At 61.9% G+C, this 21,741-nt stretch carries 23 protein-coding genes; 9 read left to right on the top strand and 14 right to left on the bottom strand.

Annotated features, from left to right (window positions below; genetic code table 11):
• Window positions 1-10 precede the first annotated feature (10 nt).
• Both ATY76_RS05160 and greA read right to left on the bottom strand, forming a co-directional pair.
• On the bottom strand, window positions 11-352 hold the full coding sequence (locus ATY76_RS05160) for a hypothetical protein (protein WP_088673645.1): 342 nt from the start codon (window positions 350-352) through the stop codon (window positions 11-13).
• A gap of 116 nt (window positions 353-468) precedes the next feature.
• Window positions 469-951, bottom strand: a complete 483-nt coding sequence (greA, locus tag ATY76_RS05155) for a transcription elongation factor GreA (protein ID WP_088673644.1) — start codon at window positions 949-951, stop codon at window positions 469-471.
• A 211-nt stretch (window positions 952-1,162) separates the two neighbouring features.
• On the opposite strand from greA, the gene ATY76_RS05150 reads away from it, so the two are divergent.
• A complete protein-coding gene (locus ATY76_RS05150; RefSeq protein ID WP_088673643.1) occupies window positions 1,163-1,882 on the top strand; it encodes an MgtC/SapB family protein in 720 nt (239 codons plus the stop codon).
• A 24-nt stretch (window positions 1,883-1,906) separates the two neighbouring features.
• Here ATY76_RS05150 and ATY76_RS05145 read toward each other — a convergent pair whose 3' ends face one another.
• Genes ATY76_RS05145 through ATY76_RS05135 form a run of 3 tightly spaced genes read right to left on the bottom strand, consistent with a single transcriptional unit; the run spans window position 1,907 to window position 2,604 of the window.
• On the bottom strand, window positions 1,907-2,092 hold the full coding sequence (locus ATY76_RS05145) for a DUF3008 family protein (protein WP_003564288.1): 186 nt from the start codon (window positions 2,090-2,092) through the stop codon (window positions 1,907-1,909).
• An 18-nt stretch (window positions 2,093-2,110) separates the two neighbouring features.
• Complete coding sequence (locus tag ATY76_RS05140; RefSeq protein ID WP_088673642.1) at window positions 2,111-2,320, bottom strand: DUF2945 domain-containing protein; 210 nt, start codon at window positions 2,318-2,320, stop codon at window positions 2,111-2,113.
• Window positions 2,321-2,370: 50 nt separating this feature from the next.
• On the bottom strand, window positions 2,371-2,604 hold the full coding sequence (locus tag ATY76_RS05135; protein ID WP_088673641.1) for a DUF2171 domain-containing protein: 234 nt from the start codon (window positions 2,602-2,604) through the stop codon (window positions 2,371-2,373).
• Between the two features lie 244 nt (window positions 2,605-2,848).
• On the opposite strand from ATY76_RS05135, the gene ATY76_RS05130 reads away from it, so the two are divergent.
• Complete coding sequence (locus ATY76_RS05130; protein WP_088673640.1) at window positions 2,849-3,049, top strand: hypothetical protein; 201 nt, start codon at window positions 2,849-2,851, stop codon at window positions 3,047-3,049.
• 124 nt (window positions 3,050-3,173) lie between these two features.
• On the opposite strand, the gene ATY76_RS05125 is transcribed toward ATY76_RS05130, so the two are convergent.
• The gene (locus tag ATY76_RS05125; protein WP_088673639.1) at window positions 3,174-5,966 is read right to left on the bottom strand and encodes a DEAD/DEAH box helicase family protein; all 2,793 of its coding nucleotides are present in this window, start codon (window positions 5,964-5,966) and stop codon (window positions 3,174-3,176) included.
• A 461-nt stretch (window positions 5,967-6,427) separates the two neighbouring features.
• Here ATY76_RS05125 and ATY76_RS05115 point away from each other — a divergent pair, with 461 nt between their 5' ends.
• On the top strand, window positions 6,428-7,447 hold the full coding sequence (locus tag ATY76_RS05115) for a GlxA family transcriptional regulator (protein ID WP_088673776.1): 1,020 nt from the start codon (window positions 6,428-6,430) through the stop codon (window positions 7,445-7,447).
• A 134-nt stretch (window positions 7,448-7,581) separates the two neighbouring features.
• Here ATY76_RS05115 and ATY76_RS05110 read toward each other — a convergent pair whose 3' ends face one another.
• Window positions 7,582-8,913, bottom strand: a complete 1,332-nt coding sequence (locus ATY76_RS05110; RefSeq protein ID WP_088673638.1) for a diguanylate cyclase — start codon at window positions 8,911-8,913, stop codon at window positions 7,582-7,584.
• Window positions 8,914-9,099: 186 nt separating this feature from the next.
• Window positions 9,100-9,930, bottom strand: a complete 831-nt coding sequence (locus ATY76_RS05105; protein ID WP_088673637.1) for a response regulator — start codon at window positions 9,928-9,930, stop codon at window positions 9,100-9,102.
• Window positions 9,931-10,147: 217 nt separating this feature from the next.
• Between ATY76_RS05105 and ATY76_RS05100 the strand changes: the two genes are divergently transcribed.
• On the top strand, window positions 10,148-11,131 hold the full coding sequence (locus ATY76_RS05100) for a squalene cyclase (RefSeq protein ID WP_088673636.1): 984 nt from the start codon (window positions 10,148-10,150) through the stop codon (window positions 11,129-11,131).
• Between the two features lie 85 nt (window positions 11,132-11,216).
• On the opposite strand, the gene ATY76_RS05095 is transcribed toward ATY76_RS05100, so the two are convergent.
• Window positions 11,217-11,696, bottom strand: a complete 480-nt coding sequence (locus ATY76_RS05095; RefSeq protein ID WP_088673635.1) for a hypothetical protein — start codon at window positions 11,694-11,696, stop codon at window positions 11,217-11,219.
• Between the two features lie 42 nt (window positions 11,697-11,738).
• Here ATY76_RS05095 and ATY76_RS05090 point away from each other — a divergent pair, with 42 nt between their 5' ends.
• The 5 genes from ATY76_RS05090 to arsK are packed head-to-tail and all read left to right on the top strand — an operon-like array spanning window position 11,739 to window position 15,195.
• On the top strand, window positions 11,739-12,146 hold the full coding sequence (locus tag ATY76_RS05090; RefSeq protein WP_088673634.1) for a metalloregulator ArsR/SmtB family transcription factor: 408 nt from the start codon (window positions 11,739-11,741) through the stop codon (window positions 12,144-12,146).
• Window positions 12,146-12,844: an MIP/aquaporin family protein gene (locus ATY76_RS05085; protein WP_088673633.1), complete on the top strand. Its 699-nt coding sequence runs from the start codon at window positions 12,146-12,148 to the stop codon at window positions 12,842-12,844. The genes ATY76_RS05090 and ATY76_RS05085 overlap by 1 nt, the downstream gene beginning before the upstream one ends.
• Window positions 12,841-13,263 (top strand): arsenate reductase (glutaredoxin), encoded by a 423-nt coding sequence (gene arsC, locus ATY76_RS05080; RefSeq protein WP_088673632.1) that lies wholly within the window; start codon window positions 12,841-12,843, stop codon window positions 13,261-13,263. Before ATY76_RS05085 ends, arsC begins: the two co-directional genes overlap by 4 nt.
• Entirely contained in the window at window positions 13,238-13,963 is a 726-nt protein-coding gene (gene arsH, locus ATY76_RS05075; protein WP_190233588.1) for an arsenical resistance protein ArsH, read from the top strand. Before arsC ends, arsH begins: the two co-directional genes overlap by 26 nt.
• On the top strand, window positions 13,960-15,195 hold the full coding sequence (arsK, locus tag ATY76_RS05070; RefSeq protein WP_088673631.1) for an arsenite efflux MFS transporter ArsK: 1,236 nt from the start codon (window positions 13,960-13,962) through the stop codon (window positions 15,193-15,195). The genes arsH and arsK overlap by 4 nt, the downstream gene beginning before the upstream one ends.
• A gap of 4 nt (window positions 15,196-15,199) precedes the next feature.
• On the opposite strand, the gene ATY76_RS05065 is transcribed toward arsK, so the two are convergent.
• From ATY76_RS05065 to ATY76_RS05045, 5 genes are all read right to left on the bottom strand, one after another.
• Window positions 15,200-15,466: a hypothetical protein gene (locus tag ATY76_RS05065; protein ID WP_088673630.1), complete on the bottom strand. Its 267-nt coding sequence runs from the start codon at window positions 15,464-15,466 to the stop codon at window positions 15,200-15,202.
• Between the two features lie 112 nt (window positions 15,467-15,578).
• Complete coding sequence (locus tag ATY76_RS05060) at window positions 15,579-18,101, bottom strand: mechanosensitive ion channel family protein (RefSeq protein WP_088673774.1); 2,523 nt, start codon at window positions 18,099-18,101, stop codon at window positions 15,579-15,581.
• Window positions 18,102-18,251: 150 nt separating this feature from the next.
• Window positions 18,252-18,803, bottom strand: a complete 552-nt coding sequence (locus ATY76_RS05055) for a DUF924 family protein (protein ID WP_088673629.1) — start codon at window positions 18,801-18,803, stop codon at window positions 18,252-18,254.
• 239 nt (window positions 18,804-19,042) lie between these two features.
• A complete protein-coding gene (locus tag ATY76_RS05050) occupies window positions 19,043-20,107 on the bottom strand; it encodes a histidine kinase dimerization/phosphoacceptor domain -containing protein (RefSeq protein ID WP_088673628.1) in 1,065 nt (354 codons plus the stop codon).
• A gap of 129 nt (window positions 20,108-20,236) precedes the next feature.
• Complete coding sequence (locus ATY76_RS05045; protein WP_088673627.1) at window positions 20,237-21,682, bottom strand: MFS transporter; 1,446 nt, start codon at window positions 21,680-21,682, stop codon at window positions 20,237-20,239.
• Window positions 21,683-21,741 lie beyond the last annotated feature (59 nt).

The following is a 21,741-nucleotide window of genomic DNA, read 5'->3' as shown; positions in this document are numbered from 1 at the left end:
TACCGCGCGCTCAAACGTAGGCCGTGCGGCTGCCGAACTCGCTGGTCTCGTCGAAATTCTTCGTGCCGATACGATCGCTCTCGCCGGAGAATTCTCCAGAAGCTTCGGCGGCGGGCTTCGATGCGGCAGATGCCTGGCTCTTGCTGCTTTCCGACGCTTCGAGCTTGGCGATCTTCGCTTCCAGCGCCTCGATCGCCTTTTCGATCGTCGCCTTCTCCTCTTCGTCCCGCGTCTGCGACAGCGCCGCCTCCTTTTCGGCGAGCTGCGCCTCGAGAGAGGCGAACTGATCCGAAGAGCTGGAAGCCGACGAACTCAGAATGGTGGATGCCGAACTGGAAATGGCGCTGACCATGGGATGACCTTCGATGATGATATGTCACCCTTCTAGGTCGCGAATCGTAAATGCCCGATAAATAAAGTACCAATTGGTACTAATTTTATCCTCAACGCCCTCACCTGGCTTCGCCCTCAGGCGATTGCCATGACCTCAAGCTCCTGGCCGCCATTTTCCACGACATCGCCGACAGACTTGCCCATCAAGAGCCGCGCCACCGGCGATACATAGGAGATCGATCCGGTCTTGGGATCGGCTTCGTCCTCTCCGACGATGCGATAGGTCTGCACGCGTCCGTCATCGCGGCTGAAGGTCACCGTGCTGCCGAAGGCGACGATGTCGGTCGATGCCGTCTCAGGCATGACCTGCGCGGTGCGAAGTCTCGCTGAGAGATAGCGCAGATCGCGCACGGGACCCGCCGTCTGCCGCCGCTTCTCGTTCACGTCTTCAATGGTGCTGGCGGCCTCATAGGCCTGACGCGCCTGCTGGAACTGCAGCTCCAGCGCTTTCAGGCCGGCTTCGGTCACGAGGTTCGGATGCGGCGAAACCGGCCGGTCGGGCAGCAGGGTTTCCGACGCGGTTTCGAAACTCTCTTCCTTGGTGAAGGCGACTGCCAATTCTATACTCCGTTGTGAACGCGATGCGCTTATGGCGGACGGGCGATTGCCCGCATCCGAAACATACATACACCCGCTGCCGGCGAACCGCCAATCACGGCGCATCGGCAAGGGGAACGTCCCGCGCCGCATGGCGTTTAGACCATGGCAACAGCGGCCGAGGAGGATCGATGCCTGGCGAACGGCAGAAAGAAACGCTCGGGAGCGTGACATGCTTTCGTTTCTGAACGAGGCCATGCCGCTGACGCCGAGCTGGTGGGATATCGGCGCGCGCATGGCGCTGACGGTGATCGCCGGCGGCCTCATCGGCCTCGACCGCGAACGCGGCGGCCACGCGGCCGGCTTCAGGACCACGATCCTGGTCGCCCTTGCCGCCTGCCTGGCGATGATCCAGGCGAACCTGCTTCTCTCGACCTATGGCAAAACCTTCAGCTATTTCACGCAAATGGACGTGCTGCGCTTTCCCCTCGGCGTCCTGACCGGCGTCGGATTCATCGGCGGCGGCGCAATCCTGAGACGCGGCGACACGATGACCGGCGTCACGACGGCTGCCACCATGTGGTTCATGACCGTTGTCGGCCTCTGCTTCGGCGGCGGCCAGATCGTCACCGGAACGATCGCGACCGCCGTCGCTTTCGTCGTCCTGTCGCCGATGAAACGCCTGGATAGCTGGCTGCGCTGCGAGCGCAAGGCAACCCTCGTCATCTATGGTTCGAATTCCTCCATTGCCGATCTCTCGAAGCTGCTCGAGCCTCTCGGATGCAGTGCATCGTTCGGCTCGCTGAAGCGGACAGACGACGACCGCACCGCGCTGGGCTTCGAGCTGCGATGGCTCGCGAAAGATCCCGACGCATCCGCCCGCGCAATCCTGACCGCCGTCTCCGAAGCGCACGAGGTCGCGGAATTTTCGATGCAATCGACGACGACCTAAGCCGGAAGAGTGATCGCGCTCCGTCTATTTCGAAGCGTGCTCCGGCTTACCCTTCCGCTTGGTCGAGGCGAATTCCTCGAGCTGTTTTTCGCTCATGGATTCGACCATCTGCTTCGAAGCGCCTTTCAGCTCCTTCTTCGGCGTCTCGCCGCGTTTGGCCGAGAGCGCGGCACCCGCGGCCTTTTGCTGGGCTTTCGACTTGGCTGGCATATCGATCTCCTTTGCCCGTCAAAGCTTCCCGAGTTCATCGGGCTTGTGTGCGGCCCGCTTTCCCGATTTGTCGCTTTCAACGATATATTGCGGGTCCGCCGCCGACGCCTTGACCTTATGTCCCTTGATCCTGGTCGGGCTGGTCTGCTTCCTGACCACCCTGCCCTTGGTCTTTCCCTGGCTGGTATCCCAGCTCACCTCGTCGCCCGCCTTCAATTGCTTTGCCATGGAGGCTCCTTGCAGTGAAGGCTGCGGCCGAAGCCGCAGCCGATCGCGCGTCAGTTGATGGTTGCCCACTGGCTGCGAACATCACGCGCGTTCTTCGACAGGTGAACGTGAGCGTCGACATGGTCGACCCAGTCGAGCGGAATCAGGTGATGCTTGCCGTCTTCGGAATCGGTCTTGGTGAGCTTGATCCGGGTGGGGCCGTCGAGATGGTCGACCGTCCCCATATGGGTGCCGTCGGCTGCCCTGACTTCCATATGCTCACGAATCTGATCTGCGGAAATCATCGTTTCCTCCTTTGCGTCACTGGCAGTTACCAGGTCGCAACGACGGGGAATGGAGATAGTTCCAAGGCCTTTTGTCACGCCCGCGATGACGCTGGCCGCCCACGCACGATCATTCAATCTCGTTGATGTTATCCATAAGCTCTATTCGTTTGAATGATGAGTTGCGGAGGCCCATATTAGCATCATGGACATGGGCGAAACTCCCAAAGACCCCATGCCCAGACCTTAAAGAAAGGAACCGGAAATGACCACGCTCACCTATCGGGGCAGCGGCAAGCACCTCACCTCAGGCAGGGGCCACTTCGACCTGGTCGATTATGCCCACAGGCTCGTCCTCGCCTGGACGCGCTGGCGGACTGCCCGCGAAATCGAAGCCATGCCTTTCGACATCCGCAAGGACATCGGCTGGCCGAGCACGGACGACAGCAAACACCGGACCATGTAATGAATGCGACATTCCTCCCGAGATGAGGGCGGCGTCTGCTTCGCGCAACGCCGCCTTTTTCGTCTCAAACGTAGGATTTGTTCCGTCGGATGGGCTCACTTATCCCTTCAGCAGTGACCTCTGATCACTCCCAACGGCTGACTCTGTCTGTTTTCCTGGTAAATGCCGAAGCAAATGATTTTGCGCGGAACTTGAGTAGCATCAGGCGACCCTCAGCGCTGCGCGTGTAGACAAGCTCTGAATCACCGACATAGCGATTCCACAGCTGAGCAAAATATATGGCATCCTCCTTTTTTCGGCCGATGATCGAAGGGAGCGCGTGATAATCCACCCGCTTCCACCGCCAGAGTTTTGACGACCTGACGAGAATGTAGCGGGGATTCTGTGGGGGGACGAGGACTTCCCGCATGGCGTCGAGAAAGCGGGATCGTTCGATTGTAGTCGCACCCTCCAGCCGGCAGTAAATGATGCCGTTTTGGTCGAGCGTCGCCTCGACGCTTACTTTTTCCAACCCGGTCCTTATGACGCCCATATGATGGAGCGCCTCCAGAACGGACGTCCCCACCTGCTTCATGCTCCCTTCCAATGAGCCGTTCCTAAGCAGCAACCGGCCAGCTTTGAACGCGCCCGGCAAACAGAAGATGGCCAGCAATGCAAAGACAACGAATAGGACCGACTCCAGTTCTTGCAGCGATCGAATATCGGTCACCTCAAAGTCCTGCAAGAATTCGCCCAAGATCAGGCCGGCGAGCGCGATACTCTGCGCAAAGAGAAATTTTGTCGTGTTCCAGTTAACCAGCCCCTTGGGGGTATAGTTGCTCTTCAATGTTTCCTGCATCCTGGCAACAGCGCGTTTGCTGTGCAGCGCGCTATGCCAGCGGGCTTTCAGCGCCTTACGGTCGATGGCCCGCCGTTCCATCATCTTGTTGATGTCATCGACACCGCGCGCGTCCCACCGCGCTGTGCCTAGCATCAATCGTTGAAAGCCGCTTTCGATCAGCGGAGGCTCGCCGAAGGACAATCCCTCAAAGGCATAAAACCGGCGTTTCAGCGCATCGACGTCGCTACCCAGGTCTATTGTCATGGTGTCAAACGGATCAGGCGCTTTTCTGTCGGTCGATTTCCTCCCGAAACGCAGCGGGATTCTCTGCTCGAGCTTTTCAGGGTCGATGACTGCCAGATGCCAGACGTTGGCAGCCTTCTGAGGTGCTTGAGGGTCGATGCGAATGGCGCGGCCCCGCATCTGATTGGAAAGCACATATGATCCTACCGTACTTGCCAGGATCAGGGTGTTTACGGAGGGTGCGTCCCATCCTTCGCCCAGCAAAGCCTGGGTGCCGACCAGGACCGTGATCCCGCCCCGGCCGAACAGTTCGGTGATCATATGGACGATATTGCGGCCCCGCTCGCCCGCGAGTTCCACGCTGACGAAGCCCGCATCGAACGCTGCCTGCTGATAGCGGATATGCTCCGCACCTATGCCAAGATCGTCTGCGATCTCATCGAGAATTCCTTTCGATCCCGCCGGAATGAGAACCATGCTCCCGGTCAGAATTCCAAGCTTGAGATCAACTCCGGACCGCCGCAAGGTCTCAAAGATAGGCACCACGCCCATTCTCTCGATAGGCGGAACGTCTGCGGGCCCGGTGGGCAACATATCCTTCCTTATATAGTCGGAAAGGATAACCATACGGAGTTCGTCACGCATCGACGCGCTTTCGAGCCGGGTGATATCGACGATCGCGTTGAGCTTGCTCACGCTCGATACCAACAGCTTCTGAACCGATCGTGGATCGGTCAGTCGCACTTTGCCGTGCTCCACGGCCTTGATTTCCCTCAGCCTGTCTTGTTGGTAGCGGATTGTCCGCTCCGCGTCTTGGAAATCATCGCGGTGGGTGTAGATGACGCCGTTCAGCAATACCTCTATCCATTCAAGCGTCAGATCCGGTATTTCCCGCGCCTTGACGCCGAGAATGTCGAGAGTCGATTGCGGCAGGTCGACATATTGCGCGTTCAGGAAGATCAACATGCTGGAGAAAAAGCGGGCATCATCCAGTATATGCTCCACATTTCCGATCGGCTGCATAATCCACGGGTGATGCAGAATTGTCAGCTTGAATTCTGCGCTCTCGAGCAGCGTTTCGATGAAGTCAGCGACCTGCGCGCGAAACTCCGCAAGTTTCTGTGCTTCCAGCGTGCTCGGCAGGCTGAAATGGACATAGTCCTGATGGGGACAAAGGTCGCCTTGCAGCACGAGCTCAGGCACGGAAATTTCACCGTCTATCGGCCCGCAAAGCGCCTGATAGCGGTCCCATTCCTGCGGATCGACATCGTATGGAGGCGTAGCTGTCAGCGCGACGACGGTCGGTTTGCCCAATGCTTCCTTGAGCATCGTCAGGGCCTTCCACCACTCGTTTCTAAGATGGTGCGCTTCATCGAGCACAAGCGTGCGAACGTTCCCTTCACGCAGCTTCGCGATGATTTTCTTTCTCGCCTTATCCGTCTCCTGTTTGCCTGCTTCGACGGATTGTGCCCGGTCGTTGTCCTCCTCTTCGCTGTCGGCGATTTCTTCTTCAGATGCACGGCCCGAAAACGCCGCATGCAGAGCGTGATAGGTAATGATCGTGACGGTGCCAGGCGCCCTTACATCATGGGAAATCCAATCCGGTTCAGCAACGTCCGCGGGTAGGAACATCGCACGCAGCCGCTGCGCCCATTGATCCCGGATGGTCTTGCTCGGGGCCAGGATCAAAGTCGCTTCGCCAAGCCTGCGCATCACCTCAAGGCCTAAAATCGTTTTGCCTGAGCCGGGTGCTGCGACGATATGCAAACCATCATCGCCTATGAGATTTGCCAGATCATCAAGTATCTTCTGCTGATATGCTCGCCACGTGCCCTGAAAAGCGAGATTTCTCATTCAATGCTGCCTTTGGGATAAAAGGCGACGAGTCGTCGCGAAAGTTACGATTGAAATTATTGAGGAGCACTGCACCATCTTAGCTTGAGTCATGCAACGCCGGTTATGCCTCGCGCACGTCTTTTGACGAAATTGCAGCGGCATCGCACGGGCACCGGACCATGTAATGAATGCGACATTCCTGCCGAGATGAGGGCGGCGTCTGCTTCGCGCAACGCCGCCTTTTTCGTCTTCGGACGATCGAATTCCGAGCCGCTTCGATCCCCAAATTTCCGCCTTCGACGGGCCTTTCCCACATTCGACTCCCGGGTTGACGACGATCCGACCAGTCAAATCGCGGTCAATGTCGCATATTTGCTCTTCACGGCCGCATTTATCCATGCCAGTGTCGCTTTCAGGACATCGGCGCGACGCATTCCGCGCAACGAATATGTCATCGTCCCTCGAGCATGGATTTCGCTATGAACAGGATGCAGATCAAGAAGCGTTCGCTGGTCTTCTTTATGGTACCGCAATTCACCATGCTGCCCTTCTCGGCGGCCGTGGACACCTTGCGCATCGCCAATCGCATGCTCGGCTACCAGGCCTATACCTGGCGGCTCGCCTCCGTCGATGGAGACAAGGTCTATTCTTCCTGCGGCATCGGCATCGAGGCGAATTCCTCGCTTGCCGAGGAGCGCCGTCATCTCGGCGGCGAAAACCGGCCCGGCATGGTGCTCGTCTGTTCCGGCATCGACATCGAAGAGTTCAACAACAAGTCGGTCAATGCCTGGCTGCGCGAATGCTACAATCGCGGCGTCGCGGTCGGCAGCCTCTGTACGGGCGCGCATGTGCTTGCCCAGGCTGGTCTCCTGAACGGCAAGCGCTGCGCCATCCATTGGGAGAACCTGCCGGGCTTTTCCGAAGCCTTTCCGCAGGCGGAGGTCTATGCCGATCTCTACGAGGTCGACGGCAATCTCTATACCTGCGCCGGCGGCACCGCCTCGCTCGACATGATGCTCAATCTCATCGGCGAGGATTTCGGCGAAAGCCTGGTCAACCGCATCTGCGAGCAGCACCTGACCGACCGCGTGCGCAACCCGCATGACCGCCAGCGCCTGCCGCTGCGCGCCCGCCTCGGCGTGCAGAACGCCAAGGTCCTGTCGATCATCGAGCTGATGGAAAGCAACCTCGCCGAGCCGCTGTCGCTGATCGAGATCGCCGACGGCGCCGGCCTCTCGCGCCGCCAGATCGAGCGGCTGTTCCGCCAGGAGATGGGCCGTTCGCCTGCCCGCTACTATCTGGAAATCCGCCTCGACCGCGCCCGCCACCTGCTGGTGCAGTCCTCCATGCCCGTCGTCGAAGTCGCCGTCGCCTGCGGCTTCGTCTCGGCCTCGCATTTCTCCAAGTGTTATCGCGAACTCTACCACCGCTCTCCGCAGCAGGAGCGCGCCGAGCGCAAGATGACCATGGCGACTGCACGGCAGGCGGTTGCGGCTTGAGGCGACCGCAACACAAGAAGCTGACCCATTCCTTCGTCATGCTCGGCCTTGTGCCGAGCATCTAACCACGGGTTGATAAGGCAGCAGATCCTCGGCACAAGGCCGAGGATGACGACCAGTGGCGACAGGCCGCCCTACTGCGCCGCCTCCTCCGTCATCTTCGCGTCGGAATAGACCTGATTGCGGCCGCGGTGCTTGGCCATGTAGAGGAACTGGTCGGCGGCGTTGAGGTAGTTTTCGAAGGTTTCATAGCTGCCGATTTCGGCAATGCCGATCGAGATGGTGACGCCGAGTTCCTCGTCGTCGGCCGTCACCTTCAGCCGCGAAATGTCGGAGCGGATCTCGTCGCAGAGTTTGGTTGCGGCGGCCGAATCCATCTGCGGGAAGAGAATGGCGAATTCTTCGCCGCCGAGGCGCGAAAGCAGGTTGTCGCTGCCTTCGAAGATTGTGAACAGCCTATTTGCGACGGCCTTCAGCACCTTGTCGCCGATCTCGTGGCCGTAGGTATCGTTCAGCCGCTTGAAATGGTCGATGTCGAGGATGGCCACCGAGCTCGGCACTTTCAGCCGCAGGCATTCGTTCACCAGCTTCGGGCCGTTGTCGTAGAAATAGCGGCGGTTAAAGAGGCCGGTCAGGTAGTCGCAGGCCGCCGCCGCCCGCAATTGGCGCATCTGCGCCAGCGTTTCGGCATTGTTGGCGATGCGGCATTGCAGTTCCTCGGCCACGAAGGGCCGGTAGACGAAATCGCTGGCACCGGCCTTGAGGAAACTCGCCGACAGCATGCGGTCGTTGGAGGAGGAAACGCCGATGACGCGCAGCCGGTCCGAACCGAAGCGATGGCGGATGCGCCGCGTCAGCTCGTAGCCGCTCATATCGGGCATATGATGGTCGGTGACGACGAGTTCGATATCGCTATAGGCTTCGAGCGCGGCCAACGCCTCGAGCCCGGAATTCGCCTCGACGACCAAATATTGCTGTGCCTTTAGGAGATCGACGAGCACCTGGCGGGCCGAGACGACATCATCGACGACGAGCACCCGCGTCTTGCGGTTGGAGATCGCGCGCCGGACGGTGGCAACCAGATTGTCGAGCGCGAATTCATTGTCCTTCAGCACGTAGTCGATGACATTGCGCTCCATGATCCTGTTGCGCGTATTGAGATCGAAGGTGGCGGTGAAGACGATGGCCGGAATATCGTGCTCGATCGTGCAGTCGAGCGCCTCGCCATAGGGCGAATCCGGCAGGTTGAGGTCGACGACGGCCATGGTGTAGCCGTGGCTGTCCTCGGCAAGCTCCCTGCGCAGCGCCTTCAGCGACGGGCAAGCTTTGACGGTAAGGCCGAGCTCCGTCTGGAACCGGTGACAGAGCACGGCGGAAAACATCCTGGAATCTTCAACCAGAAGTATTTTGAGGCCGCTGGAGCGTAGCCCGATACCATCCCGCTGAAAATCCCCCTGAAAAGCCACCGCCGCTACTCCCCCATGCGCCTGACGGGCTCGACTCGGCCCTCCCCCCGGCGCGGCGAACGATAACCGAGAGGCCCGTCCGCGTGAAGGGGACAAATATTGTGATTACCTGTAATTGCAGAAATCCGGCGCCCGGCGGCGAAGCTCGCCCCGGGCCTCCTCGCAACCCGGATTCTGGAGCAGCCGTCAGGCAACCGCCCGCTCCTTGCGCATCGACTGGATCTGCAGCAGCGTATCGAGGTTCTGGTTGACGCGGCAGTAGAACTCCTCGTCGATGAAGGGGCGCAGCATGAAATCATTGCCGCCCGCCTTCAGGAACCGCGCCGAAAGCAACCGGTTCGACGAGGAGGAAACGCCGATGATGCGCAGTTCGTGCGAGCCGATATGGGCCCGGATGCGCCGGGTCAGTTCGAAGCCGTCTATATCGGGCATATTGTAATCGGTGATCATCAGGCCGATGTCGCGGTTGGCCTTCAGGATCTCCAGCGCCTTGGCGCCGTTTTCGGCGGTGCTGACGCGGAAATTATAGCGCTTCAGCCGGCTCGACAGCAGGGCGCGGGCCGTCGCGCTGTCGTCGACGATCAGCACGTGATGGCGGTGATTGGTCAGGAACCGGCAGATCGATTCGGCCAGAAGATCGACGGCGAAGACGTTGTCCTTGAGGATATAATCGACAATATCCTTGGCCATCAGCTTATCGCGCATGCCTTCGTGGAAGGTGCCGGTGAAGACGATGGTGGGAATAGAGAGGTCGACCAGATATTCGAGCGCCTCGCCGTTTTCTGCGCCGGGCAGATTGATGTTCGAAATCGCCAGCGTGATCGGATCGGAAGACTTGTCGTAGGAAAACTGCAGATCCTCGAAGCTGCGGCAGATCTCGACGTCGATGTCGAACAGCTCCTTGAGGCGTTTGCTGATCATCGAGGTGAATACGTTGGAATCTTCCGCGACAATAATACGCGCGCCGGCAAACATCTCTCCGGAATATTGCATCCCCGAAATACCTAGAAACGCCATAAGCAAACCTTTGATGTAAATTCTGTCCCCGGCCCAATTCGATACATCAATTGATTTGAATAATTATTAATCAGCACCTGCCGTTACGAAATGAACACGCGGCGCAATGGTGCGCCTGCGATTTCTTTGCGGATATGATTAAGAAATTCATCCGGCTGGCCGACCTCCTGCGAAGCCATTATAAGAAGCCATCGATCCGAAACGCCGACAGGTTCCCATGACCCGATCCGATCCCGTGATCGAATGGCTTCTCGATTCCGACCCGGCCATCCGCTGGCAGGTGATGCGCGACCTCATCGACGCGCCGGAGCCGGAATGGATGGCCGAGCGGGCAAAAGTGGAGACCGAGGGCTGGGGCGCCAAGCTCCTTTCCTTCCAGGACGAGGACGGCCAATGGGCGGGCGGCGCCTTCCTGCCCGCCGATTTCGATCCGCGCGAATGGCGCGAACGCGGCCAGCCGTGGACGGCGACGAATTTTTCGCTGTCGCAGCTGCGCGAATTCGGTCTCGACCCCGCCAGCGAAAGAGCGAGGCGCAGTGTCGAACTGATCGGTGCCAACGCCCGCTGGGAGGAAGGCGGCCAGCCCTATTGGCAAGGCGAAGTCGAGGAATGCATCAACGGCCGCACCGTCGCCGACGGCGCCTATTTCGGCGTCGACGTCTCCGCCATCGTCGGGAGGCTGACCGGCGAGCGTCTCAAGGATGGCGGCTGGAACTGCGAACGCTGCAACGGCTCTGTTCGCTCGTCCTTTGCCAGCACCATCAACGTGCTGGAGGGCCTCTTGGAGTTCGAGCGAGCGACCGGCGGCACACCGCAATCCCGGCAGGCGCGCCGGACGGGCGAGGAATTCTTGCTCGAACGCAGCCTTTTCCGTCGCCTCGGCACCGGCGAACCTGCGGATGAACGCTTCCTACGCTTCCTCCACCCGAACCGGTGGCGCTACGACATTCTTCGCGCGCTCGACTATTTCCGCGCCAGCGCCATGCTGACCGGCGCCGTTTCCGATCCGCGCCTTGCCGAGGCAATTCAGCACCTGCGTTCCAAACGCCGCGAGGACGGCCGATGGCCGCTCGATTGGAGCCTGCCGGGCCGCGTGTGGTTCGAGGTCGACGACGGACCGGGCAAGCCCTCGCGATGGATCACCCTCCGGGCGATGCGGGTGCTGCGATGGTGGGATATGCAGTCGTCAATCCGACCCTGACGGCAGGCCCAGCGAGTGCAGGAAATGTGCCTCGATCTTCTGCACTGGCTGTCAGTCAATGCCCCTTGGTCGTCCTATCAACTCTCTATGCGGAGCAGGCGCTCCCCGCCGCTGATGGACCGCAGCAGGCCGCAATCTTTCTGCTCTCCTCGGCGAGCCAGCGGTCGCGCGGCTTGCAGCTTGCCGGCCGCGGCGAAAGTTCGACATGCACGGCCCCGTCACGCAAAACCGGCATTGCCGCGCAATAGAGCTGCATCGGCCGCACGCCGTCACTCACTTCGAAGGTAAGCCTGGCCGAACCGTCAAGCTTCACATGCTCCGATACCTTACGGAAGATCGCATGGAATTTGCCGGCCGGAATATGCGTGCGCCCGCCCTCCTCGATGTCCCAGAGCTGCGCCGAGAATTGGCCCGCCTTGACCTCGGTGACGTGATAGCCGGGCTTCACCGGCCGACCGCCGTAATGGAAAACCAGCGGCGCGTCTTTACTGCCGGAGAGCGCATCCAGCAGCAGGCCAAGGCTGATCTCCCCCGTCTGAATTTTATTGTTGTCGATCGCATTCATCTGCGTTTATCCTCGTTTCAACGATTCAAGGACTATTGAAATATGGATCAACGTCAAGCCCTCGCCGCATTCGGCGCGCTGTCGCAGGAAACGCGGCTTCACATCATCCGCATGCTCGTCGTTTCGGGTCCTGATGGAATGGCGGCGGGCTCCATTGCCGAAAAGGCGGAGGTTTCCCCGTCCAACGTCTCCTTCCATCTGAAGGAGCTGGAAGGCGCCGGGCTGATCACGCAGCAGCGCAAATCCCGCTCGATCATCTACATAGCCCATTACGAGGCGCTCGGCGGCCTGATCCGCTTCCTGATGGAGGATTGCTGCGGCGGGAACGCCGAGATCTGCGCGCCCGCCGCCGCCGTCGCCGCATGCTGTGCACCCGCAAACAATCTGGCACCGGAATCTCCGCCGCGCCAGATGGAAGGCACGACCGCAAAACCGGCAGGTGCCGGCTGATGGCTTCCTACGATCTATCGCGCCGGCTGGTCGCAGAGGCCCTCGGCACCGCCATGCTGGTCGCAACCGTGGTCGGGTCCGGCATCATGGCGACATCGCTGACTGCCGATGTCGGGCTTGCCCTGCTCGGCAATACGCTGGCGACCGGCGCCATCCTCGTCGTGCTGATCACGGTGCTGGGGCCGATCTCCGGAGCCCATTTCAACCCGGCCGTCTCGCTGATCTTCGCGATGTCGGGCTCGCTGCCGAAACGTGACCTTGGCTTCTATGTGCTGGCGCAGTTTGCCGGCGGTGTGGCCGGGACGATCTCAGCCCACCTGATGTTCAACCTGCCGCTCCTGCAACTGTCGAGCAAGATCCGCACCGGCGGGGCGCAATGGTTTTCCGAGGGGATCGCGACCTTCGGCCTCGTCGCAGTCATTCTCGCCGGCATCCGCTTCGAGCAGAAAGCCGTGCCGTGGCTGGTCGGGCTCTACATCACCGCCGCCTACTGGTTCACCGCCTCGACGTCGTTTGCCAATCCGGCGGTGGCCTTCGCCCGCTCCCTGACCGACACTTTCTCCGGCATCCGCCCGGTCGATCTTCCCGGTTTCTGGCTTGCCGAAATCGTTGGTGCGGTCGCAGCCCTCCTCCTCTTCAACTGGCTGCTGCAGCCAGCCGAGACATCGTCAACCCTATCCTCCGAGGCAAAATTATGAAGGTCACCATCTATCACAATCCCGCCTGCGGCACCTCGCGCAATACGCTGGCGATGATCCGCAATGCCGGCATCGAGCCTGATATCATCGAATATGTGAAGACGCCGCCGTCGCGCGCGGAGCTGGCCAAGATGATCGCCGATGCCGGCCTGACCGTGCGTGAGGCGCTGCGCGAGAAGGATACGCCCTACGCCGAACTCGGCCTCGGCAATCCCGATCTGACCGACGACCAGCTGCTCGACGCCATGCTCGCCCAGCCGATCCTGATCAACCGGCCCTTCGTCGTCACTCCGCTCGGCACGCGCCTGTCGCGGCCCTCCGAGCTGGTCCTCGAAATCCTGCCGGAGACGCACAAGGGCGCCTTCACCAAGGAAGACGGCGAGAAGGTGCTCGATGCCGAAGGCAAACGCATTGTCTGACCTTCCAGCCACTTCGTCGGCCCATCTTCACCAGCCGGATCTGGAGGCTCTGCGGCCGCCCGTCTCGACGCACAAGCCGCGCATCCTCATCCTTTACGGCTCGCTCAGGGCCGTATCCTACAGCCGTCTCCTCGCGCATGAGGCATCACGCCTGCTCGAGCATTTCGGCTGCGAAGTGCGGATCTTCGATCCCGAAGGCCTTCCCCTTCCCGATGGAGCGCCGGTCGCCCATCCGAAGGTGCAGGAATTGCGCGAGCTCTCCGCCTGGTCGGAAGGCCAGGTCTGGGTCAGCCCCGAGCGGCACGGCGCAATGAGCGGGATCATGAAGGCGCAGATCGACTGGATACCGCTCGCGGTGGGTTCGGTCCGGCCGACGCAGGGCAAGACGCTTGCCGTCATGCAGGTATCCGGCGGGTCGCAGTCGTTCAATGCCGTGAACCAGATGCGCATCCTTGGCCGGTGGATGCGGATGATCACCATTCCCAACCAGTCGTCGGTGGCCAAGGCTTTCCAGGAGTTCGACAGCGACGGGCGCATGAAGCCCTCATCCTTTTACGACCGCGTCGTGGACGTCTGCGAGGAACTGGTGAAATTCACGTGGCTGACGCGCGACGCCTCGGCCTACCTTACCGACCGCTACAGCGAGCGCAGGGAAGAAGCCGAAAAGCTCGAACGACGCGTGGGCCTCAAATCCATATGACGCCCGCTGCTTCCGAACGGCCGCCGCTTGCCGCCATCCTCGCGCTCGGCCTGACGCAGATCATCGGCTATGGAACCCTCTATTACAGCTTCAGCATTCTCGCGCCCGACATGGCGCGCGAGCTCGATTGGTCGGTGGAATGGATCTTCGGCGCGCTGTCGGCGGCGCTGCTGATCGGCGGCCTGGCGGCACCCGCCATGGGCAAATGGATCGACCGCTTCGGCGCCGGCCGGGTGATGACCGTGGGCTCGGCCATTGCGGCGATCGCACTTGCCGGCTGCGCCTTTGCTCCCGGCAAGGCCGCTTTCGTCATCGCCCTGATCGCCGTGGAGACGGCGTCGAATCTGGTGCAGTATGGCGCGGCCTTCGCCCTTCTCGTTCAGATCCGGCCGCGCGCGGCCCAGCGCAGCATCACCTATCTCACCCTGATCGGCGGTTTCGCCTCGACCATCTTCTGGCCGATCACCACCGTCCTGCATGCCCATCTCTCGTGGCAGAACGTCTACCTTCTCTTCGCCGCGCTCAATCTCCTCGTCTGCCTTCCCATTCACGCCTGGCTGGCCGGCAGCGCCGGCGATGCCGGCATGGGCCAGGGGAGCGGCACGGCGAAGCGCATCGAACCCGGCCTTCCCGCCGCCGCGCGCAGGCCGGCCTTCATCCTGATGGTCACCGGCTTTGCGCTGCAAAGCTTCGTCAATGCCGCGCTTCTGGTTCATATGGTGCCCGTGATGTCGGCGCTTGGGCTCGGCGCCATGGCCGTCATGGCCGGCACGCTTTTCGGCCCGTCGCAGGTGCTGAGCCGCTTCGTCAATATGGTCTTCGGCGGCGGCCTGCCGCAGCTCACGCTCGCCGTCATTTCCGCCGTGCCCCTGCCGGCGGCCCTTGTTATTCTCCTCCTCACCGCGCCATCCGTTCCCGGCGCAGTGGGCTTCGCCGTGATCTTCGGCCTCGGCTCCGGCCTCAGCAGCATCGTGCAGGGAACGCTGCCTTTGGCGCTCTTCGGAAGCGAGGGCTATGGCCAGCGGCAGGGAAAAGTAATGTCGGCACGCCTCGCCGTCTCTTCGACGGCGCCGTTCGCGCTGGCCTTCCTGATGGGCGATATCGGCGTGTCCTGGTCGCTGTCGATTACCGCCGCGCTCGGCGCCGCAGCCGTGGCGGCATTCCTCGCCATCCGGCCGCTGATGCGGACGTCCGCGCCGGCGCAAACGGTGCTGGCGCGCGAAGAGCCTTAGAGCCTTACTTGACGACGGCCGAGCCCTTGATGATGTCGATCGTCTCGCCGCCGTCGAGGCCGATGCGGTCACCGTCGGGCGTCGTCATGAAGCAGCCGGAGGGGCAGAGATTTTCTGAAGCTCCGGCATCGACCACGACCTCGACGCGCTGGCCGCCCTCGGTGATGACGAGCACCACGGCGGCAGGGTCGGTGTTGGTGATGGATGCCGCATGGGCCGCCGGCGCGGCAAGCAGCGGGACAAGCAGAACGGCGGCAAATCTTGCCATCATGTGCGGCGGCGCGGCTGCGCCCTCCCCTCGAACGATCGGTGCTGCCCTCGGCAGCGATCCCGATTGTTGAGATCATGCACATAGACCTGTGAATGATGGCTGAATGAGCCGTTCAGCTCTCGGCGGCCCGTCCGCGCAGCTGCCGCACCGGCCGATCCTCTTCCTCTATCGGCTTGTCCTTCTGAGCCTCCTGGCTCTCCGCCGGCTCCTTGCGCGCGGCGGGAAGGCCGGGCACGGCATCGCGATGAATGGTGAGATCGCTCTGCGGCATCGGAATTTCGATGCCTTCGGCCTTGAAGCGCCGGAGGATCTCCATCCTCAGATTGTTGCGCACCGTCATGCCGTCGCCCATGTCGGCCAGGAAAAAGCGCAGCTCGAAATCCAGCGAATAGGGACCGAAGCGCAGGAATTCGACATGCGGCTCGGGATTGCGCATGACGAGCGGGATCTTCGCCGTCAGCTCCAGCAGGATATCCATCACCTTCTGCGGATCGGCGTCGTAGCTGACGGAAACCGGAATTTCCGAGCGGCCGATCTTGTTTCGGTGCGTCCAGTTGCCGACCAGCCCGTTGATCAGCTCCGAATTCGGCACGATGATCGACTGCTTGCGGAAAGTCTCGATCTCGGTGGCGCGCACCGAGATGCGCTTGACGATGCCTTCGGCCGTGCCCGAGACGACATGGTCGCCGACCTTGAACGGCCGCTCGACGAGCAGGATCAGGCCCGAGACGAAGTTGGAGACGATGTTCTGCAGGCCGAAACCGATACCGACCGAAAGCGCCGAGGCGACGAGCGCGAAGCTCGACAGATCGATGCCGGCGGCCGAAACGCCAATGATCGCGGCAATGCCGACGCCGAGATAGCCGATGCCCGTCTTCACCGAATTGCGCACGCCGAGATCGACATGGCTTCGCGCCATCACATTGCCGTCGAGCCAGCGCTGTATCCAGCGCGTCAGCAGGTAGACGCCGGCAAAGAGCAGGATGCCGGTGCAGATACCGAGCAGCGAAATGCTGATGCCGCCGAGCTTGACCTCGGTGAACAGCCGGAAGGCGATGAGCTGCAGGTCCTGCACATGGAAGCCCCAGAGCAGCAGGATGAGCGGAATGCCGACGATCAGCGCCACCGCATAGATGGCAAGACCGACGAGCAGGCCGACCTGGTCGATCGCCACAGGGCCGAGGTTGAAGCGGCGCGTCAGGAAACGCGCGAAGAAGGTATCGCCGAAGCTCTCCTGCCGCGATATCGCCTTGCCGGAGAGCAGGCCGACATACATGGTGGCGACGACGGCGCCGGTGATGATGAGCTGCGTGGCGACGAAGCGCGCCAGCCCGACATAACCCGAGAGCGCCGAAACGATCAGGGCGGCGCCGACGACACGCAGGATGATCGCCATGCCGCGCGGCCAATGCCGGCCCGGCGCATCCGGATCGCCGCTTCTCGCCAGCATCGGCTTGCCGAAGGAAGCGAAGATCAGGATCAGGCCGATGATGAGCGCCGCGATCAGGCTCCTGACCACGGTCAGCACCAGCGGCGAACCCATCGCTTCGCCGATGGTGCCGAAAAGATAGTCGAACCCGTTGATGACGGCCATCGCCAGCAGGCAGTAACCGATCGAGCGCGCGCCGAGATTGGAAAGCTTGACGAGCCGCCAGTGCGGTTCGCGCGGCGCGAAGATGGCATTGACGAAGCGCCCGACGAAATAGACGAGCCCGATGGTGCCGAACAGTGCGCCGATCACGGGCGCGATGTCGGGCCTCAGCACATTGAAACTGTTGAGGAAGAAGAACGAGGTGACGAGCAGCACCGCCAGCGCCAGCGTGCGGATCAGCGTCGACCAGAAGGCGATCGACAGCCGTCCGATATAGGACGGGTTCTCCACCGCCTCGTCGCGCCTGAGATAGGAACCGAAGACCCGATAGCTGCCGGAGAGCAGGATCAGCGCGGAGGCGAGCGACAGGAAGATCGCCGCAAACAGCGGGAAACGCTTGAACTTCCAGACGAAAGTCGCCCAGCTCGCCAGCGCCTGCGAGAACTCTCCGGTCTCCCGCACGAAGGCGCTGGCGGCATCGTCGAGCACCGAGACGGAAATCTCCGTGCGCCTGAAAAGCGTGTCGGCGAAAAGCTGCCGCCGCATCTCGATGACTTCGTTGACGAGCTTCGTCACCGCGATCGACAGGTTTTCCGCGTCACCCGTCACCGCATTGATCTGCGCGCGCTCGGCGGCAAGCGCATTGCGCTCATCGGTGACGATCTGCGCCTCCGGCGGCTGCCCGTCCTTCGGCGGCTCGCCGATCTCGGTGAGCCGGTTCTTGATCTGGTCGAAACGCGGCCGCAGATTGACGGATACGGTGATGACGGCGCGGCTGAGCTCGTCAGCCTTGGCCGCCAGCCCGACCAACGCATCGTCGTTGTCGGCATTCTCCTTGACGCTGTCCTGAAGCGAGGCAAGCTGCGCCTTGGCCTTCTCGATCTCCTTCGCCGCCTGGGCCGACGGCGTCTCGACGATCGGCGCCTCCGCTGCCACCTGCGGCTGCGTTTCCTGCGCGAAAGCCGCCGCACTCTCAAAATGCGCGCCGGCGAGTGCCAGCGTCACGAGAAGAATAGTGCGAAGCAGAAGGGATCTCAGCCGCAAAAACGCCTCCGGAAAGGTTGTCATTGAATTAGAATGCCCGCTTTTCCTAGCAAAGAAAGGCGACACAAAGGCGGAAGATGCCGAAAACGCCTTGCGCCGAACTGTTCCATCCGCCGTCCGAGGCCGTCCCTGCCCCGTGGGCGTAACCGCTCAGAAGCCGGCACCGGGCTTGGAGAGGTAGTCGCGTTCCGCCGCCGTCGTTTCCCGCCCGAGCATGGCATTGCGATGAGGAAAACGGCCATAGGCGGCGATCACCTCGCGGTGGCGGATCGCATAATCGAGATATTCCTCGTCGCCGAGCGCGCTGAACAACGCCACCGAACGGTCCTGCTCGTCGAGGTTTTCGGCATGTTCGAACGGCATGTAGAAGAAGGTCCGGCATGCATGCTCCACCGCCTGATCGGCGCCGGCGGCAAGCGCGAGCTTCGCCTCCCGAAGCGCCAAGCCGTCGGTCGCAACGGCAAGCGCCGTGCCGCGATAGATGTTGCGCGGAAACTGGTCGAGCACGATGACAGCCGCCAGCCGGCTCACCGGATCGGCCCGCCACTCCTCGCCGACGCCGGCGGCAAGCGCCAGATGCGTGTCGCGGAACACATCGCGGACCTCGACGTCGAGTTCCGGCGGCGCACGAAACCACAGCTCCCGGCCGCACCGGACGAACCAGAAATCAAAGACTTCGCGCGGTGTGCGGATGGTCGTCATATCTCTTCCTCCCCTTGCGTTAGGCGTTTTATATGATTGTAGCAAGCTATTGATATAGGCGGTAAATGATGTGCCAAAGCAGCCCCCTCATCCGCCTGCCGCCACCTTCTCCCCGAGGGGGAGAAGAGACTTGGGGCAGCGCCTCATCCCCCTTCTACCCAGCGGGGAGAAGGTGGCGGCAGCCGGATGAGGGGGCGGCAAACTCAGCGGCAGATGAAACAACCTCCACCAGCTAAATCCTACTTCCCCTCATGCAACGAAAACACCAGCGTCGCCCTCGTCCCGGCATGCTCGGGATCATAAGCGAAATCCGATTTCAAGCTCGCGGCCATCGCCGTCAATATCCGCGTGCCGAGCCCCGTTCCCCTGGCCGGCCCCTCCGGATCGAACCCCGCCCCGTCATCCTCGACGACAACCCGCAATTCGCCGTCGGTCTGGTCGACGGCAACGCGGATTTCGCCCGGCACCGCTTCGGTATAGGCGTATTTGAACGCGTTGGTGACGAGCTCGCTGACGATCAGCCCGAGCGTGATCACCTTGTCGGTCGCCAGATTGACCGGTTTTGCGTTGAGCACGATGCGGTGCGGCCGCTTTTCGTCGCGCATCGAGGCTTCGAGTTCGGTGAGCAGGCTGTCCAGATATTCGTCGACCTGCACCGAGCCGACCTGCCGGTTGGTGTAGAGCCGGCGATGCACGCTCGCAATCGCGTTGATGCGCATCTGCGTCTCGTGCAGCGCGTCGATCGCCACCTGGTCCTTTGTCATGGAGGACTGCATGCGGATCAGCGCGCCGACGAGGCCGAGGCTGTTGGCGATGCGGTGATTGACCTCGGCAAGCAGCAGTTCGGCCTGGTCGCGCTGCTGGCGGATCACCTCCTGCGCCTGCGCTGTCTCGCGGCGGAAACGCGCCCGCTCCAGCGCCTGTTCGAGAGCGGCGGCGAGCAGGTCGAAATAATCGGCCGAAATTCCCTTCAGCATATAGTCGTCGGCGCCGGCCTTGAGCGCCGCCACCGCAATGCCGGTGTCATCCGAACCCGTCGCATAGATGACAGGCGGATGATCCGGCACGGAGGTGATGCAGGGCAGAATGTCGAGCCCGGTCTCGCCGCTCAGGAGATGATCGAGCACGACGGCATCGATGCCGCCCTCGGCGATCCGCGCCAGGCCGGCGGCGCCATTCTGCGCCCACTCGACCGAGAAACCGCGCCGCAAGAGGTTCTTCTGCATCATGAGGGCGAGCCCCTCATCGTCGTCGATATAGAGGATGTGGATCAAAGCATCCGCATCGCCGCTAGAATTGCTCATTCCGTCTCCCGGCGTTCTCTCTAAGCAACGACGGCCGCAAGCGTCCGAGTCGTCGGCATGGGCAATGTCGTATTGCATTGACCGCCCGAGGTAAACATCGCTCACCCCTCGCTCTTGTCGCAGACGGCTCTAGCTCTTCTGGAATTTCCGGTGGCCGGAAACCTCGGCGCCCGCCTCCTTCGGCAATTGCAGGAAGCGCAGCGACGAGACGATGCCGATCGCGCCGACAACGAGAAAGGCCCAACGAAAATCGGCAAGGACGGGATTGTCCGCACCTCTGAGAGCCGCGGAAATGTTGAGCACCGCGGCGGCCACCGCCACGCCGAGCAGCATGGACACCTGCTGCAGCATGCTCGACAGCGTCGAGGCCGAGCTTCGCTGCGCCGGGCCGATATCGGCGAAAGCGAGCGTATTCAGCGCCGTGAACTCCATCGACCGCGACAGGCCGGCGAGAAACAGCAGCGCATGCATGAGGAAGGGCGGCGTGCCGGGGGTCAGGAAGCCGCAGCCGACGATCGAAAGTGCGGCGATCAGCCCGTTGAGCCCGAGCACCGTGCGGAAGCCGAAGAAGCGCAAGAGCGGCGTCGTCACCGCCTTCATGCTGAAATTGCCGAGGAAATAGACGAGCAGATAGGTGCCTGCCGCAATCGAGCTCAGCCCGAAGCCGAGCTGGAACAGCAGCGGCAGCAGGAATGGCGTCGCATTGATCGCGGTGCGGCAGGCCGTGCCCGCCGAGAGCGTCGACATCGAAAAGGTCTGGACGCGGAAGGCCGAAAGATCGAGCAGCGGATTGTCGACGGCGAGAAAGTGCCGCGTCGCCATGACGGAGAGCGCAACGCCGGCCGCAAGCATCGAAACAACAGGCCAGAGCCCGCCTTCCCATTTGACCGAAAGCTCCAGCGCGGCGAGCAGGAAGGTGAGCCCCGCCGCACTCAGGATGAAGCCGAGAATATCCAGCCGGCCGGGATCAGCCTCGCGCTGTTCCGGCACGAAGCGCAGCACCAGCCCCATACCGATGATGCCGATCGGAATGTTGATCAGGAAGTTCCAATGCCAGCTGGCATAGGTGGTGATGAAGCCGCCGAGCACCGGGCCGACGACGGGTGCGGTCAGCGCCGGCCAGGTGATCAGCGCGATCGCCTGGACGAGTTCGGACTTGCGGGCGTTCTTCAGCACGATGATGCGCCCGACCGGCGTCATCAGCGCGCTGCCCGCCCCCTGCAGCGCACGCCACAGCACGAATTCCGTGAGGCTGCCGGAAAGCCCGCAGAACAGCGAGGCGGCGGTGAAGACGCCGATCGACACCAGAAACACCCGGCGCGCGCCGAAGCGGTCGCCGAGCCAGCCCGACAGCGGAATGAAGGCCGCCATCGTCAGCATGTAGACTGTTATGCCGATGCTCATCGACACCGGCTGCACGCCGAAGCTCTCGGCCATCTGCGGCAGCGAGGTCGCGACGATCGTACCGTCGAGGATCTGCATGAAGAAGGAAACGGCAACGACCAGTGCCACGATCCTCGCCTGGCGGCCGCCCGCCGCCTCCTGCCCTTGCTCGCTCGTCTCTGCCGTGGTCATGGATCCGCCAATGAAATTCCGGATGATGCGGCAGGGAACAGGAAGGAAACCGATCGGAA

The organism is Rhizobium sp. R339, from assembly GCF_002211395.1.
GTDB lineage: Bacteria > Pseudomonadota > Alphaproteobacteria > Rhizobiales > Rhizobiaceae > Rhizobium.
Note: the sequence above shows the minus strand (reverse complement) of the source record. Positions and strands in the feature narration are given on the sequence as shown.

Coding starts and splice junctions, on each gene's coding strand:
- ATY76_RS05130 (WP_088673640.1), top strand. CDS start 2,849: ATGACCACGCTCACCTATCGGGGCAGCGGCAAGCACCTCACCTCAGGC.
- ATY76_RS05145 (WP_003564288.1), bottom strand. CDS start 2,092: ATGCCAGCCAAGTCGAAAGCCCAGCAAAAGGCCGCGGGTGCCGCGCTC.
- ATY76_RS05045 (WP_088673627.1), bottom strand. CDS start 21,682: ATGACCACGGCAGAGACGAGCGAGCAAGGGCAGGAGGCGGCGGGCGGC.
- ATY76_RS05085 (WP_088673633.1), top strand. CDS start 12,146: ATGGCTTCCTACGATCTATCGCGCCGGCTGGTCGCAGAGGCCCTCGGC.
- ATY76_RS05150 (WP_088673643.1), top strand. CDS start 1,163: ATGCTTTCGTTTCTGAACGAGGCCATGCCGCTGACGCCGAGCTGGTGG.
- ATY76_RS05135 (WP_088673641.1), bottom strand. CDS start 2,604: ATGATTTCCGCAGATCAGATTCGTGAGCATATGGAAGTCAGGGCAGCC.
- arsH (WP_190233588.1), top strand. CDS start 13,238: ATGCCGAAGGCAAACGCATTGTCTGACCTTCCAGCCACTTCGTCGGCC.
- ATY76_RS05100 (WP_088673636.1), top strand. CDS start 10,148: ATGACCCGATCCGATCCCGTGATCGAATGGCTTCTCGATTCCGACCCG.
- ATY76_RS05160 (WP_088673645.1), bottom strand. CDS start 352: ATGGTCAGCGCCATTTCCAGTTCGGCATCCACCATTCTGAGTTCGTCG.
- ATY76_RS05125 (WP_088673639.1), bottom strand. CDS start 5,966: ATGAGAAATCTCGCTTTTCAGGGCACGTGGCGAGCATATCAGCAGAAG.
- ATY76_RS05115 (WP_088673776.1), top strand. CDS start 6,428: ATGAACAGGATGCAGATCAAGAAGCGTTCGCTGGTCTTCTTTATGGTA.
- ATY76_RS05055 (WP_088673629.1), bottom strand. CDS start 18,803: ATGACGACCATCCGCACACCGCGCGAAGTCTTTGATTTCTGGTTCGTC.
- ATY76_RS05140 (WP_088673642.1), bottom strand. CDS start 2,320: ATGGCAAAGCAATTGAAGGCGGGCGACGAGGTGAGCTGGGATACCAGC.
- ATY76_RS05065 (WP_088673630.1), bottom strand. CDS start 15,466: ATGATGGCAAGATTTGCCGCCGTTCTGCTTGTCCCGCTGCTTGCCGCG.
- ATY76_RS05095 (WP_088673635.1), bottom strand. CDS start 11,696: ATGAATGCGATCGACAACAATAAAATTCAGACGGGGGAGATCAGCCTT.
- arsC (WP_088673632.1), top strand. CDS start 12,841: ATGAAGGTCACCATCTATCACAATCCCGCCTGCGGCACCTCGCGCAAT.
- ATY76_RS05105 (WP_088673637.1), bottom strand. CDS start 9,930: ATGGCGTTTCTAGGTATTTCGGGGATGCAATATTCCGGAGAGATGTTT.
- arsK (WP_088673631.1), top strand. CDS start 13,960: ATGACGCCCGCTGCTTCCGAACGGCCGCCGCTTGCCGCCATCCTCGCG.
- ATY76_RS05050 (WP_088673628.1), bottom strand. CDS start 20,107: ATGAGCAATTCTAGCGGCGATGCGGATGCTTTGATCCACATCCTCTAT.
- ATY76_RS05090 (WP_088673634.1), top strand. CDS start 11,739: ATGGATCAACGTCAAGCCCTCGCCGCATTCGGCGCGCTGTCGCAGGAA.